This window comes from Pseudomonas sp. BIGb0176, assembly GCF_024810175.1.
Taxonomy (GTDB): Bacteria; Pseudomonadota; Gammaproteobacteria; order Pseudomonadales; family Pseudomonadaceae; genus Aquipseudomonas; species Aquipseudomonas protegens.
The window spans coordinates 886,202-900,464 of the sequence record NZ_JANUEC010000003.1 but is presented as its reverse complement, the minus strand read 5'-3'; the positions used below and the strand labels follow the sequence as shown (position 1 = coordinate 900,464).

Annotated in this window: 12 protein-coding genes; 4 read left to right on the top strand and 8 right to left on the bottom strand. The window is 63.8% G+C overall.

Features of this window, described 5'->3' with window-relative positions; genetic code table 11:
* The first annotated feature begins 85 nt into the window (after positions 1-85).
* The 3 genes from M2395_RS22310 to M2395_RS22300 all read left to right on the top strand — a co-directional run bounded on the left by M2395_RS22310 (position 86) and on the right by M2395_RS22300 (position 2,941).
* The gene (locus M2395_RS22310) at positions 86-892 is read left to right on the top strand and encodes a TatD family hydrolase (protein ID WP_015636549.1); all 807 of its coding nucleotides are present in this window, start codon (positions 86-88) and stop codon (positions 890-892) included.
* Between the two features lie 85 nt (positions 893-977).
* Positions 978-2,459 carry a methyl-accepting chemotaxis protein gene (locus M2395_RS22305; RefSeq protein WP_015636550.1) on the top strand — a complete coding sequence of 494 codons (1,482 nt, stop codon included), beginning with the start codon at positions 978-980 and terminating at the stop codon, positions 2,457-2,459.
* Between the two features lie 119 nt (positions 2,460-2,578).
* A complete protein-coding gene (locus tag M2395_RS22300; RefSeq protein ID WP_123431348.1) occupies positions 2,579-2,941 on the top strand; it encodes a terminase in 363 nt (120 codons plus the stop codon).
* A gap of 4 nt (positions 2,942-2,945) precedes the next feature.
* Here M2395_RS22300 and M2395_RS22295 read toward each other — a convergent pair whose 3' ends face one another.
* From M2395_RS22295 to M2395_RS22285, 3 genes are all read right to left on the bottom strand, one after another.
* The gene (locus tag M2395_RS22295; RefSeq protein ID WP_011062561.1) at positions 2,946-3,743 is read right to left on the bottom strand and encodes an acyl-CoA thioesterase II; all 798 of its coding nucleotides are present in this window, start codon (positions 3,741-3,743) and stop codon (positions 2,946-2,948) included.
* Positions 3,744-3,852: 109 nt separating this feature from the next.
* A complete protein-coding gene (locus M2395_RS22290) occupies positions 3,853-4,620 on the bottom strand; it encodes a CHAD domain-containing protein (RefSeq protein WP_011062562.1) in 768 nt (255 codons plus the stop codon).
* Positions 4,621-4,763: 143 nt separating this feature from the next.
* Positions 4,764-5,042 carry a hypothetical protein gene (locus M2395_RS22285; protein ID WP_011062563.1) on the bottom strand — a complete coding sequence of 93 codons (279 nt, stop codon included), beginning with the start codon at positions 5,040-5,042 and terminating at the stop codon, positions 4,764-4,766.
* A 219-nt stretch (positions 5,043-5,261) separates the two neighbouring features.
* Here M2395_RS22285 and M2395_RS22280 point away from each other — a divergent pair, with 219 nt between their 5' ends.
* Complete coding sequence (locus M2395_RS22280; protein ID WP_011062564.1) at positions 5,262-6,296, top strand: patatin-like phospholipase family protein; 1,035 nt, start codon at positions 5,262-5,264, stop codon at positions 6,294-6,296.
* 15 nt (positions 6,297-6,311) lie between these two features.
* On the opposite strand, the gene M2395_RS22275 is transcribed toward M2395_RS22280, so the two are convergent.
* The 5 genes from M2395_RS22275 to kdpA all read right to left on the bottom strand — a co-directional run bounded on the left by M2395_RS22275 (position 6,312) and on the right by kdpA (position 14,255).
* A complete protein-coding gene (locus tag M2395_RS22275; protein ID WP_011062565.1) occupies positions 6,312-7,007 on the bottom strand; it encodes a response regulator in 696 nt (231 codons plus the stop codon).
* A 101-nt stretch (positions 7,008-7,108) separates the two neighbouring features.
* A complete protein-coding gene (locus M2395_RS22270) occupies positions 7,109-9,760 on the bottom strand; it encodes a sensor histidine kinase KdpD (RefSeq protein WP_123431294.1) in 2,652 nt (883 codons plus the stop codon).
* 123 nt (positions 9,761-9,883) lie between these two features.
* Positions 9,884-10,429, bottom strand: a complete 546-nt coding sequence (gene kdpC, locus M2395_RS22265) for a potassium-transporting ATPase subunit KdpC (RefSeq protein ID WP_123431295.1) — start codon at positions 10,427-10,429, stop codon at positions 9,884-9,886.
* Between the two features lie 36 nt (positions 10,430-10,465).
* Positions 10,466-12,550 (bottom strand): potassium-transporting ATPase subunit KdpB, encoded by a 2,085-nt coding sequence (kdpB, locus tag M2395_RS22260; RefSeq protein ID WP_123431296.1) that lies wholly within the window; start codon positions 12,548-12,550, stop codon positions 10,466-10,468.
* Between the two features lie 10 nt (positions 12,551-12,560).
* Entirely contained in the window at positions 12,561-14,255 is a 1,695-nt protein-coding gene (gene kdpA, locus M2395_RS22255) for a potassium-transporting ATPase subunit KdpA (RefSeq protein WP_077934596.1), read from the bottom strand.
* Positions 14,256-14,263 lie beyond the last annotated feature (8 nt).

The following is a 14,263-nucleotide window of genomic DNA, read 5'->3' as shown; positions in this document are numbered from 1 at the left end:
ACAGCTATAACTCGTTGTAGTTCTTGGTTTTTCTTATAAATCTACAGCTCTGATATGCTTTCCGGCCGCAGGCGGAGATAGCACCATGCAACTCATCGATATCGGCGTCAACCTGACCAATCCCAGTTTTGCCGAAAAACACCAAGCCGTTCTCAATCGTGCTTATGAGGCTGGGGTGTGCCAGTTGGTCCTCACCGGAACCAGCGTCGAAGGCAGTGAACAGGCCCTGGAGTTGTGCCAGAAACTGGACGCCGACGGGCAGAGACTGTTTGCCACCGCCGGGCTGCATCCCCACAGCGCCAGCGACTGGAATGCCGACAGCCCGCGACGCTTGCGCGCTCTACTTGGAGAGCCACGGGTACGCGCCGTGGGCGAATGTGGCCTGGACTTCAACCGGGACTTCTCTCCCCGCCCGCAACAGGAAAAAGTCCTGGAAGAACACCTGGCCCTGGCTGTCGAGTTGCAGTTGCCAGTGTTTCTCCACGAACGTGACGCCAACCAGCGCTTGCTGGACATCCTGCGGGATTTCCGTGATCGCTTGCCGGCTGCTGTAGTCCACTGCTTTACCGGTGAACAAAAGGCCCTGTTCAGCTACCTCGATTTGGACCTGCACATCGGCATCACTGGCTGGATCTGCGACGAACGCCGCGGCACCCACCTGCACCCGCTGGTACGCGACATCCCCCGCGGGCGCCTGATGCTGGAAAGTGATGCCCCCTATCTGCTACCCCGCAGCTTGCGGCCAAAGCCGAAAAATGGTCGTAACGAACCAGCCTATCTGACCGAGGTTTTACGAGAAGTTGCATTGCACCGCGGTGAAACCCTGGAAGACCTTGCAAGCCACAGTACCGCCTGCTCTCGGGCGTTTTTTCGCTTGCCAGAGATTGCTTGACCCACATCAAGATTTTTCCGAGATCATGGCGGCACAATAATGGCACCTTGCCAATACTGTTTCGCTCAATCAGAGAAGACCTTCCATGGGTGCCTGGCTTAGCAATATCTCGCTGAAGTACAAATTCTGGGCGGTCAATGCAGTCGCCTTCGTCACCACCTTGTTATTGGTGCTGTACGCCGTGCAACTGGAGCAACAGGCTCGCAGCCAGACAGCCCAGGCTGCCGCCCAGGCCGAGGCGAGGCTGCTCGGCGCCTGGCCCGTCGGACAGACGCTGCCCAGCGCCGAACACCTGCTGTATTTCTCCCGGGGGCAGACACCCAGCCTCAACGAGCAGACTCTCAGCGAACTCAACGGCGCCAACGGCTGGGTCGAGCTCAACCCGATGCCGCTGTTCGGTGAAAATCCGCTACTGGGCGCTGACGTGATCCAGCGCGCCGACGGCCAGCAGGTCGCCGTACTGGCCTATGCCCCGAGCCTGGCCCAGGTCTTCAGCGATCGTTTCACCAATTACGCCGTCGCAGTGTTCATCCTGATGTTCGCCATGCTCTGCGCCTCGCAGTTGCTGATCCGTTTCCTCCTCAGCCAACTCAACACCCTCAAGGACGTCATGCTGCACGTGGAGAAGACCGGCGACCTGTCTGCTCGCGTGCCGCTGTCCTGCAAGGACGAGGTGGGTCAAATGGCCAGTGCCTTCAATGCCATGCAGGCCGGATACCAGCGGGTAGTCAATACCGTGGCCAATACCGCCCGGCAGCTGGACCAGGGCGCCGCACGCCTGGCCTCGAGCATGAACGATGTACGCCACGGCATGCTCGGCCAGCAGAGCGAAACCGATCAGGCCGCCACGGCCATCAACGAGATGTCCGCCACCGTCTATCACATCGCCCAGCATGCCGGTGCCACCCGGGACCTGTCGCAGACCGCCGACACCCTGGCCGGTACCGGCCATGAAGTGGTGGGCCGGGTGCAGAAATCCATCGCCGGGCTTTCCAATGGCGTGCAGCAGACCGCCGAGATGATTCAGAAGCTCGCCGAGGACAGCCAGAAGATCAATGGCGTGGTCAACGTTATCCACAGCATCGCCGAGCAGACCAACCTGCTGGCACTCAATGCCGCCATCGAAGCCGCTCGAGCAGGGGAAATGGGCCGCGGTTTTGCCGTGGTAGCGGATGAAGTGCGCAACCTGGCCAAGCGTGTGCAGACCTCCACCGACGAGATCACCAGCATGGTCTCGGCCCTGCAGGCCGGCACCCGGGATGCTGTGGATTTCATGCAGGAAAGCTCGTTCAAGGCCGATGACTGCGTGCAACAGGCCCAGGAAGCCGGCGCGGCACTGGCGGAAATCACCGGCGCCGTAGCCCAGATGCGCGAAAGCAACACGCAGATCGCTGTCGCAGCGGAACAGCAGAGCCAGGTAGCGGAAGAAATGAACCGGGCGGTGGTGAGCATTCGCGATGTCACCGAGAACACCGTGCAACAGACCGTTGCCTCGGCCACCACCAGCAGTGAACTGGCGACCCTGGCCGGTGAGTTGAGCAAAGCCATAGGCCAGCTGAAACTCTGATCCGAGTGCCTCTACCCCCCTCTACTGGCTATCGGACCGATAGCCAGCCTTGATTCGCCGCCATCCCAACTGGCCCCTATCCTTGGTTCATGAGTCTTCAAGAACTAAGGATGATCATCATGGGCAAACCTCACCCCAACCTCCCCGCCTGGCAATGGCGCGTCTACCCGCAGAATCACCAGCACCCTGCCAATCTGGTATTGCACCTGATTGCCGTACCGCTATTCATCATCGGCTTTCTGCTGATTGTTTCGGGCGTGTTTTCCTTGAGCTTCCTGAGCCTGGCCATCGGTGTGGTCGGCATCCTCGCAGCCCTGGGCCTGCAGCGCCACGGACACAGCCTGGAGGTCCAGGCCGCCGAGCCCTTCAGTGATCGCAAGGATGCCGTGCAACGGCTGCTGGTGGAACAGTTCGTGACCTTTCCACGCTTTGTCCTGAGCGGTGCCTGGTGGCGTGCCTGGTTGCAGCGCCACCGGCACTGATGGCTCAGGCGAAGATGGTCACCGTCTGGCGGCTCAGGGCGATCAATTGGCCCTCAGCATTCCACAAGGCCGCTGCCGCATGCCCGTAGCCGTCACGCGCGTGTTCGATTTCCACCCGGTACTTGCACCAGTCCAGAGTGCTCAGTTCCAGCAACGGCTGGACGAACTCGATGGTCCAGGTCAGGGTGCTGCCCGCAGCGGGCTTGGTCAGGTGCGGCAACAGCGCCGGCGGCCAGGCATCCACCAGCGCCAGGATATGCGCCTCGGTGACCGGCTCTTCCTTCACATCCCCACGCAAGCGCACCCAACCGCCCATGTCGCGGGAACGATTGCCGGTGAATGGCAGGCCACCGATGCTCCAGCGCATTGCCAGATGACGCATGAACTCCGGCGTCACGCCCTGGATATAAGGCAGCTCCTGGCAGTCATCCCAGTGTTTCATTTCGGGCGCTGGTTCGGCGGCCACACTGACGGACGATTCACGGGAAGCGCCAAAACTGCCCTGCACCAGAGTCACCACCTGACCCTCCTGCATGACCCGCCCCAGTACCTGGCTGACGGCCTTGCCTTCGCGCAGCACATCCACCTCGAAACTGACCGGCACATCTGGCGCCACCGGGCCGACAAAGGTGACCGCCAGCGACCGCACGGGGCGGTCCGCCGCAACCTTGGCCCGCATCGCTTCATACTGCAGAGCAACCACCAGGCCACCGAAACTGGCGCGCCCCTGTGCCCATTCCGCCGGAATGGTCAGCGCCTGGGGCTGGCCGCGAACGGCTTCGAGCAAATCGTAGAAACGCATGAAAACCTCGGGGGACAAAAAATAGACTGAGGGATCTTAACCAGCGTCGCAGAGCCACACAGCCATTATTCCGGCCAAAGCAGCGGACAGATAAGCCGCCCTTTGGCCTTCACCGCTTGAAGCAATCGCGATGCAGTTGCTCCAGCACCTGATCGGAGCGGGCCTCGGCCTTGAGCATGGTTCTGCGCCAGACCGCCACACAGGGCAGTAAATCCAGTTGCTGTTCGGCCTGGGCCAGCCATTGCCAGCAATCATGCCAATCGCCCAGGGCGCTTTGAGCCGCCTTGAGGCGCTTCATCGCCTGGGAGGGCAAGCGATCCAGCTCGGGATAGGCATCGGCGGCGTAACGCACCCGCTTGATCAGCAGACGCAGGCGATGACGGTCGTGGGCAGGGTCCAGCAGCGCCTGGCCCAAGGCTTTCCACTGCTTGGCCAGGCGTTTTTCGATACTGCCGCGCAGGCCCCGCAGCAAACCTTGGCGCTCAGAGGCCCGGAGGAACCTGGGGAAGGCATCCAGCACCAGAAACAACTGCGCCAATTCCGCCCCCGCGGCCACTGCCGAGTACTCATGCAACAGTTGTGAGGTACGACGGTCGGCAGCAGCATGCTGGCCATGCTGATGCAGATAGGCCGCCAATACTTCACGATCACGAATCGGCGTGGTCACCCGCCCCACTTCGCTGGCCGCGGCTTCCAGTTGCTCCACTCCGGGCAGGCCACGCAACGGGCGCAACAGGCTGCGCAAGCGTCGCACGCTGATGCGCAGATCATGCAAGGCCTCGGCATCCGTGGCGGCCGACAAGCGGGCCTGACAAGCCAGCAAACTCACTTCCAGGCCCAGAACCTGAGCCACCAAACGATCAACCAAGGCAGACATCAAGGCTTCCCCAACACGAGTCAAAAGCCTGACTTCGGCTTATCCAGTTCCAAGAATGGCACCGCGAACCGGCGACAGGCATTGCGCCAGATCATTCAGGTTCGCGGTGATGATTGTCGGACCAGCTTAGCGGCTGTCGCGGCTCAGCGCCCGGCCCGGGATTCACGAATGTAGAAACGCGCCTTCTCGGCCTTGTTGGTGCAGCCTTCGAAGGCTTCGAACTGCTGCTGGGTCTTGGCGCCGGTCAGCAGCGACAACGCCTTGGAGTAGCTCACGGTGCCAGCGAAACCTTCGGCCTTGGCCAGGTCCAGCTCGTGCCAGGCAGCGTCCAGCTGCGTGCCGCAACTGTCACGGTAGGCAGTCTTGCCTGCACAACCGGTCAATACCAACGCAATCAGGGGCAGGCAGATCCAGGCTTTCATCGATGACACCTCAAGATAGGGAAAACAGTCGTACAGGTTAAGACGATGGCCGCAGGAAAAAGTGCCAGTCCCACCCCTTGGAAAATATAGCTGCAGGAGCATAGCCTCGCGGCCCCGGCGGCCCTAGAAAAAAACTCACAGGCCCCGCAGCGCATCAGCAATTGAACCACGAGGCGCTATGGGTGCATTGTTGCAGCCTGTTTGTCGAAGGGACGAATCATGAGCAAACGTGTCGCATTGGTCCTTGGGTCGGGGGGCGCTCGCGGTTACGCCCATATCGGCGTCATCGAGGAAATCGAAAAACGCGGTTATGACATCGCCTGCATTGCCGGCTGCTCGATGGGCGCGGTGGTCGGCGGCATCTACGCCGCAGGTAAGCTCGCCGAGTACCGGGAATGGATCGAAAGCCTGGACTACCTCGACGTGCTGCGCCTGGTGGACGTGAGCTTTCGGCTGGGGGCGATTCGCGGCGAGAAAGTCTTCGGCCAGATCCGCAAGATCGTCGGCGAAGTGAACATCGAAGACCTGCGCATCCCCTATACCGCCGTCGCCACCGACCTGACCAACCAGCAGGAAATCTGGTTCCAGGAAGGCTGCCTGCATCAGGCCATGCGTGCTTCCGCCGCGATCCCCAGCCTGTTCACCCCGGTCATGCAGGGCAACCGCATGCTGGTGGACGGCGGCCTGCTCAACCCGCTGCCCATCGTTCCGGTGGTTTCCAGCCACTGCGACCTGATCATTGCGGTGAACCTCAACTCCACCAACCAGCGCCACTACCAGTTACCGGTAATCCAGCGCCCACCCGCGTTCAAGAGCCGCTTTGACAGCCTGATCAACTCCCTGGGCTCACACCTGCCGTTTCGCCGCAAGCAGGCCGAACAACTGCTACTGCTCGAGCAGGAAGCCTTCAAGAGCGAAGCCGCGGAGATCAATCCATGGGTCGAGGGCGCCGAACCGGAAGCCCAGCAACCGGCCGCCGCGCCGCAAACCGACGGCGCGCCGAAATCCGCCAGCGGCTCCTTCATCATCGACAACGTCGGCCCGGCGTCATTGCTGGACCTGGTCAACCAGAGCTTCGAGGTCATGCAGACCTCCCTGGCGCAGTACAAGATCGCCGGTTACCCGCCGGATATCCTCATCAACGTGCCCAAGCGCGTCTGCCGCTTCTTCGAGTTCTACAAGGCGCCGGAGCTGATCGCCCTGGGCCGTGAGATTGCCAGCGATACCCTGGACCGCTACGAGCAGGACCAGTAGCGAAAGGCCGCAAACTCAGGAATCGGCGCCCAGCAAGCGGTAGCCGACCCCCGCCTCGGTGACGATGAAGCGTGGCCGGGTCGGATCGTCCGCCAGCTTCTGGCGCAAGTGCCCGACCACGATCCGCAGGTAATGACTGTCCTCGGTGTGGGTCGGGCCCCAGATGTCCTTGAGCAGTTGCTGCTGGGTAATCACCCGCCCCGGGTGCCGCGCCAGCTGGGCCAGCACCGCATATTCCTTGCGGGTCAGGGCCACTTCGACACCGTCCAGCAGCACCCGCCGATAAGCCAGGTCGACCGTCAGCGGCCCCACTTGCAACGCCGCCTCCTGCACTTCCCCGCTCGGCGCCTGGCGCAACAGGGCGCGAATCCGCGCCAGGAACTCCTGGATACCGAAAGGCTTGGTCACATAGTCGTTGGCACCACCATCCAGCGCCTCGACCTTCTGCAGCTCGCTGGCACGCACCGAAAGCACCAGCACCGGCACCGCCGACCACTCGCGAAACTCGCGCAGCACCTGCTGCCCATCCATGTCCGGCAGCCCCAAATCAAGTACCAGCAGGTCCGGTTTGTTCAAGGCGGCCTGGGCCAGGCCTTCGGTGCCGGTCCCGGCTTCAATCACTTTGTATCCCTGGGACGCCAGGCTGATGCGCAGGAACTTGCGAATCTGCGGCTCGTCGTCGATGACCAGGATGGTCGCGGTCTGGCTCATGGTTTCAGTTCAAGACAAATTAAGAGGCAAAAGCGTAGCGCAAGGCATGCCGCATCCGTGTGGCGCTGACGCGGCAAGGCCGCAGCGCGTTCTACAGGTATTCACAGGTCGGACTCAAGCTCCGGCTGGGTCTGCAACGGCAGGTGCAAGGTGATGCATGTCCCCTTGCCGCCAATGCCCTCGGCGACACTGATATGCCCGCCATGGGCGCCGACCATGCCCTGGCAGATCGCCAGGCCCAGGCCGGTGCCTTGCCCGCCGCGGTCGCCACGGGCAGCGGTGTAGAACATGTCGAAGATCTTTGCCCGCTCATCCTCGGGAATCCCCGGGCCCTCATCACTGACGGCGAAGCTCAATTCCTGCTCGCTGGCACTGACTTTCAACTGCAGATGGCCCTGGGGTGGCGAGAAGCGGGCAGCATTCTCCAGCACATTGACCAGCGCCTGCTCGATCAGCGCCGCATGGACGTAAAGCAAGGGCAAGTCCGCTGGCAGTTCGGTGGCCACTTGCAACGGCGCCAGCACCGCCCGCAGGCGGTTCAGGGCACTGCCGACGATATCCCCCGGCGCGACCCAGTCCCGGGCCAGCTTCAGGGCCCCATGGCCGAGCCGGGTCATGTCCAGCAGGTTCTGTATATAGCGGTCCAGGCGCTCGGCCTCATCCCGCGTGCCCTCCAGCAGCTCTCGCCGATCTTCCAGGGGGATCGCTTCCCCCAGGGCCAGCAGGCTGTCGATACTGCCGCGCATTGAGGTCAGCGGTGTGCGCAGGTCATGGGATACCGAAGCCAGCAAGGCGCTGCGCAACTGTTCGGTCTCCCCGTGCAGCCTCGCCGCTTCCAGGTCCTCGGCCAGCCGCGCCCGTGCCAGGGCCTGGGCCAGTGGCTGGCTGAGCGCAGTGAGCAGGCGCCGGCGCTGGCCGCTGAACTCCTCGCCCTCACGGGGGCAGACACCGAGCAACCCCAGGGGCCCGTCATCCACCGACAGCGGCCACCACCACCATCGACCAAAGGGCAAGGTCCCGGTGCCCAGCCCCGCCGGCTGGTCATGCTGCCAGGCCCAGTCGGCCGCCGCACGCTCGGCCTCGGAGAACTGCGGCGAACCACCGGTCTCGACTTTCCATCCACCCTGCCCGTCGCGGTTGATCAGGCAGACACGCAACTCGTCGCGACCATTCAAATGCTGGGCCGCGGCGCTGATCACCGCTTGCCGGTCAGTGGCGGCAGTCAACTTGCGCGACAGGTCCAGGAGCTCGCCGGTTTCCTCCTGGGTATCGCGCAAGGCCTGCAACTGCCGGCGCTGGCGGGCCGCCAGATTGCCGGTCAGCGCGGCCATGAGCAGGAAGAACAGCAGGGTCAGTACATCTTCTTCCCGCTGGATGGCCAGGGAGAAGTTCGGCGGAATGAACAGGAAGTCATAACTGAGAAAGGACAGCGCCGCGCAAGCCAGGGCCGGCCCCAGGCTGCTGCGCACTGCCACCAGCAGCACCGCGGCGAGGAACACCAGGGAGATGTTCGGCAACGGCAGGACACTGGCCACCCCCCAGGCCAGGGCGCTGGCCAGGAGGGTGGCCAGGACTGCCAGGACGTAGTCGAACCAGATCAGCGAATGCTTGACCCGCAGGCCCGGCTGATGGGGCTGGGGCTCGCTGTCCAGGACATTGATCTCCAGTCCATCGGCATTGCGCAGCAAGCGCGCCGCCAAGCCGCCACCGAACCAGCGCCGGCGCCAGCGGCGCCTGGACTGCCCCACCAGCAGCAGGCTGGCGCGACGCTCCGCGGCGTGCTGGATCAGGGTCTTGGCCACCTCACCGGCGCGCAACAGGACCACTTCCCCGCCCAGGCGCTCGGCCAGTTGTTGAGCGGCCTGCAAGCGCAAGCGTGCCTGCTCGTCGCGCAACCGGCCGTTATCCACATGCACCAGGCTCCAGGGCAGGTGGCGACGCTGAGCCACACGGCTGGCGTGACGTACCAGCCGCTCGGCCTGGTCATCGCCGTCGATACCCACCAGCAGCCGCCCGCGCACCGCCGGTGCCGCCTGCCCCAACTGGCGATAGCCCTGGGCCAGGTCGTTGTCCACCTGGGCGGCGGCGGTCTGCATCGCCAGTTCGCGCAGGGCGGTGAGGTTGGTCTGGGTGAAAAATGCATCGATGGCCGCCCGCGCCTGCTCCGGCACGTAGACCTTGCCGTCCCGCAGACGCTCCAGCAGCTCTCGGGGCGGCAAGTCCACCAGCAGCAACTCATAGGCCTCTTGCAGCACCCAGTCAGGCAGGGTTTCGCGCACCTGGACCCCGGTAATGCCGCGCACCTGGTCATTGAGGCTTTCCAGGTGCTGGACATTGACCGTGGTGAAGACGTCGATCCCGGCCGCCAGCAACTCCTGAATGTCCTGCCAGCGCTTGGCGTGCCGGCTGCCCGGGGCATTGCTGTGGGCCAGTTCGTCCACCAGTACCAGCTTGGGCTTGGCCTTGAGCAGGCCGTCGAGGTCCATTTCCTCCAGCAATACGCCACGGTATTCCGAACGCACCAAGGGCTGCTGGGGCAGCCCGCTCAACAAGGCTTCGGTCTCGGCGCGGCCGTGGGTCTCCACCACCCCGGCAAGCACCTTGACCCCTTGGCGCAGTTGGCTATGGGCCGCCTGGAGCATGGCGTAGGTCTTGCCAACCCCGGGGGCGGCGCCCAGGAACACCTTGAGCCGGCCCCGGCCGTCCCGTGGCAGCTCGGCTAGCAGCGCGTCGGCGCGACCGGAATCACTCATGGGTTATCTCTCTGCGACAAGACATTCGGTTCAATCTGCGCTCACTTCAGTTGCGTTTGCCAGCGCTCCCTGGGGCTGGAAGCCCCTGCGGGGCATTTTGCAGCCTCGCAGGTTCGGCAGCGGCTACAGCTGTTCCAGGGCCAGGTTCAGGGCCAGTACATTGACCACCGGCGGCCCCACCAGCGGCTGCTCCATATGGGCGTCCACCAGGGCCTGCAACTTGGCTGGCGACAGGTTGCGCGCCACCGCGACCCGCGCCAGTTGATAGTCAATTGCCTGCGGTGGCAAGTGTGGATCGAGGCCGCTGCCCGAAGTGGTCAGCAATGCCAGGGGCACCGGCCCCTGCCCCGGTACCAGGAGCTTGCCGGCATCCTCGATCACCCGCGTGGCCAGGGCCGGATTGCTCGGCGCCAGGTTGCTGGCAGAGCTGGATACCGTGGCAAAGGCCCCCGCCGAAGGGCGCGGATGGAACCAGGCATCACCGACGAAATCCTGGGCGATCAGGGCGGAACCCCGCACCCTGCCGTCGGCATCGCGCACCAGGCTGCCATTGGCCTGTTCCGGGAAGGCCAACTGGGCCACGCCGGTCACCACCAGGGGATAGGCCACACCGGTGATCAGGGTCATCAACACAATCAGGCTCAAGGCCGGACGCACTACGCTAGTCATTTCTCACTCCTCGATTCGTTCAGATCTGCAGGCCGGTTACACCAGGTGCAGCGCAGTCAACAGCATGTCGATCAGCTTGATCCCGACAAAGGGCACGACGATGCCACCCACGCCGTAGATCAACAGGTTGCGCCGCAGCAGGTGCGCGGCACTGGCCGCCTGTACCCGCACCCCACGCAATGCCAGGGGGATCAGCACCACGATGATCAGGGCGTTGAACACGATGGCCGAAAGGATTGCGCTCTGCGGGCTGGCCAGCCCCATGATGTTGAGCACCCCCAGCTGTGGATAAATCGCCGCGAACAGCGCCGGCAGGATGGCGAAGTACTTGGCCACGTCGTTGGCGATGGAGAAGGTGGTCAGGGCACCCCGGGTCACCAGCAGCTCCTTGCCGATCTGCACCACATCCAGCAGCTTGGTCGGGTCGCTGTCCAGGTCGACCATGTTGGCCGCCTCGCGCGCCGCCTGGGTGCCGTCGTTCATGGCCATGCCGACATCGGCCTGGGCCAATGCCGGTGCGTCGTTGGCGCCATCACCGCACATGGCCACCAGACGCCCGTCGTTTTGCTCGTGGCGAATGCGCGCCAGCTTCTTCTCCGGCGTGGCCTCGGCCAGCACATCGTCGACTCCGGCTTCGGCGGCAATGGCCGAGGCGGTCAGCGGGTTGTCGCCGGTCACCATCACGGTACGGATACCCAGCTTGCGCAACTCGGCGAAACGCTCGCGAATGCCGGGCTTGACCACGTCCTTGAGGTGAATGGCGCCGAGCATCCGGCCCTCGGCACAGACCAGCAGCGGGGTGCCGCCGCTCTGAGCGATCTTGTCGATCTCCCGGGACAGGGCCGGTGCCAGCTCGCTGCGTTTGAGGCCGACGAAACTCAACACCGAATCCACTGCACCCTTGCGATAGACCCGGCCCTGGTAATCGACCCCGGACAGTCGGGTTTCAGCGCTGAAAGGCACTGCCGTCAGCAGATCGCTGCCCGGCTCGGGCTGTGGATAAAGCTCCCGCAGGTACTCGACGATGGACTTGCCTTCAGCGGTGTCGTCCGCCAGGGAGGCCATCAAGGCCGCTTCGGCCAGTACCTGGGCACTGACGCCCGGCGCCGGATAGATGGCGCTGCAACGGCGGTTACCGAAAGTGATGGTGCCGGTCTTGTCCAGCAGCAACACGTGCACGTCACCCGCCGCCTCCACCGCGCGCCCGGACTTGGCGATCACGTTCAAGCGCACCAGGCGGTCCATACCGGCGATCCCGATGGCCGAGAGCAGGCCGCCGATGGTGGTGGGGATCAGGGTCACCAGCAGCGCCACCAGGAACACCAGCGGCAGGCTGCCATTGGCAAAGTGGGCGAAGGGCTGCAGGGTCACCACCACCAGCAGGAAGATCAGGGTCAGGCCGATCAGCAGGATATCCAGGGCCACTTCGTTCGGTGTCTTCTGCCGCTTGGCACCTTCCACCAGAGCGATCATGCGGTCCAGGGTCGACTCGCCGGGGTTGCTGGTAATGCGCACCAGCAGCCAGTCGGAGACCAGCCGGGTATTGCCGGTCACCGCCGAACGATCACCGCCGGATTCCCGGATCACCGGAGCCGATTCACCGGTGATTGCCGCTTCGTTGACCGCGGCGATACCTTCGATCACCTCGCCATCGCCGGGAATCATTTCGCCGGCTTCGACCCGCACCACGTCGCCTTTGCGCAGATTGACCGCTGGCACCAACTGATAGCTGCCGTCGCCGGCCCGGCGGCGGGCGCTCAAGCCCTCGCTACCGGCCTTGAGGCTGTCGGCGCGAGCCTTGCCGCGGCCTTCCGCCAGGGCCTCGGCGAAGTTGGCAAAGAGCACCGTGAACCACAGCCAGAGAGCAATCTGGGCGGCGACGAAGGTCGGCACTGCGGTGTCCGGAATGAAACACAGCACGGTGGTCAGGATCGCTGTCAGTTCCACCACCAGCATCACTGGCGAGCGCTGCAACTGGCGCGGGTCAAGCTTGACGAAAGCCTGGATCAGCGCCGGGCGCCACAGGGCCGAGATTGCGGTACTCGCCACTTCGGCCTTGGCCGGCTGGCTCTTGGCGAGCGCATCGGCGGCTTTGTTCGAGGCAGGAACATGCATATTCATCATCAGGTCCTCAGAAGCCCATGCTCAGGTGTTCGGCGATTGGGCCCAGCGCCAGGGTCGGCAGGAAGGTCAGGCCGCCCACCAGCAAGATGGTCACGGTCAGCAAGGCCACGAACAGCGGGCCATGGGTGGGAAAACTGTTCTGGCCGATGGGTGCGGTCTTCTTCATCGCCAGGCTGCCGGCCAGGGCCAGCACCGGCAGGATGTAGCCAAAGCGACCGATCAGCATGCCCAGGCCCAGCATCAGGTTATGGAACGGGGTATTGGCGCTGAAGCCACCGAACGCCGAGCCGTTGTTGGCGCTGGCCGAGGTGTAGGCGTAGAGCAGTTGACTGAAGCCATGGGGCCCCGGGTTGCTGATGGCTGCTGCCGGCCCCGGCAAGCTGGCGGCCAGGGCGCCCAGCACCAGGACGCCGATGGGCATCACCATCAGGGTCACTACCAGCAACTGCACCTCCTTGGCCTGTAGCTTCTTGCCCAGGTATTCCGGGGTGCGACCGATCATCAGCCCGGCCAGGAACACTGCGATCAACACGTTCAGCAACATGCCGTAGAGGCCCGCGCCGACGCCGCCGAAGATCACTTCGCCGACCATCATGTTGATCAGCGCCACCATACCGCTCAGCGGGTTGAGGCTGTCGTGCATGCCATTCACCGAACCGTTGGAGGCCGCAGTGGTGGTCACCGACCAGAGCACCGTGGCAGTGGTGCCGAAGCGGGCTTCCTTGCCTTCCAGGGGCGCAGCCTGCTCTACCGCTGCGTTCTGCAACGCCGGGTTGGGTTGATACTCCGCCCACAGCGAGGTAGCACCGCCGATCAGGAACAAGGCGAACATGCAGGCGATGATCGCCCGGCTCTGACGCAGGTCCTTGACGTAATGGCCGAAGGTGAACACCAGGGCCACCGGAATCAGGATGATCGATACCAGTTCGAACAGATTGCTCCAGGCCGTGGGGTTCTCGAACGGGTGCGCCGAGTTGACGCCGAAGAAACCGCCACCGTTGGTGCCCAACTGTTTGATGGCAATCTGACTGGCGGCCGGGCCCAGCGGAATGACCTGGTCATTGCCCTGCAGGGTCAGGGCATCCACGTAATGGGCAAAGGTCTGGGGTACGCCCTGCCAGACCAGGAACAGCGCCAGCAGCAGGCACAGCGGCAGCAGGCCGTAGAGGGTGGCGCGGGTCATATCGGCCCAGAAGTTGCCCAGGGTGCGCACCGAACGCCGGCCAATGCCACGGCACAAGGCAACCAGCACCGCCAGCCCGGTGGCAGCGCTGACGAAGTTCTGCACGGTAAGGCCGACCATCTGGCTGAGGTAGCTCAGGGAGGCTTCGCCGCTGTAGGACTGCCAGTTGGTGTTGGTCATGAAACTGACTGCGGTGTTGAACGCCAGCGTCCATTCCTGCCCCGGAAGATGCTGCGGATTGAGCGGCAGGTGATCCTGAAACAGCAAGATGGCAAACAGCAGGACAAACCCGGCCAGGTTGAAGGCCAGCAGAGCCAGGGTGTATTTCTGCCAGCTCTGCTCAACCTGTGGATCGACCCCGGAGATTCGATAGCAGACACGCTCCACCGGGCCCAGAACCGGGGTCAGCCAGGTGCGCTGGCCCTCCATCACCCGGTAGTAGAAGCGCCCCAGCCAAGGTGCGGGCAACAGCACCAGAGCGAAGAAGGCGAGGATCAGCCAATAGTCATAACTGTGCATAACCGCAG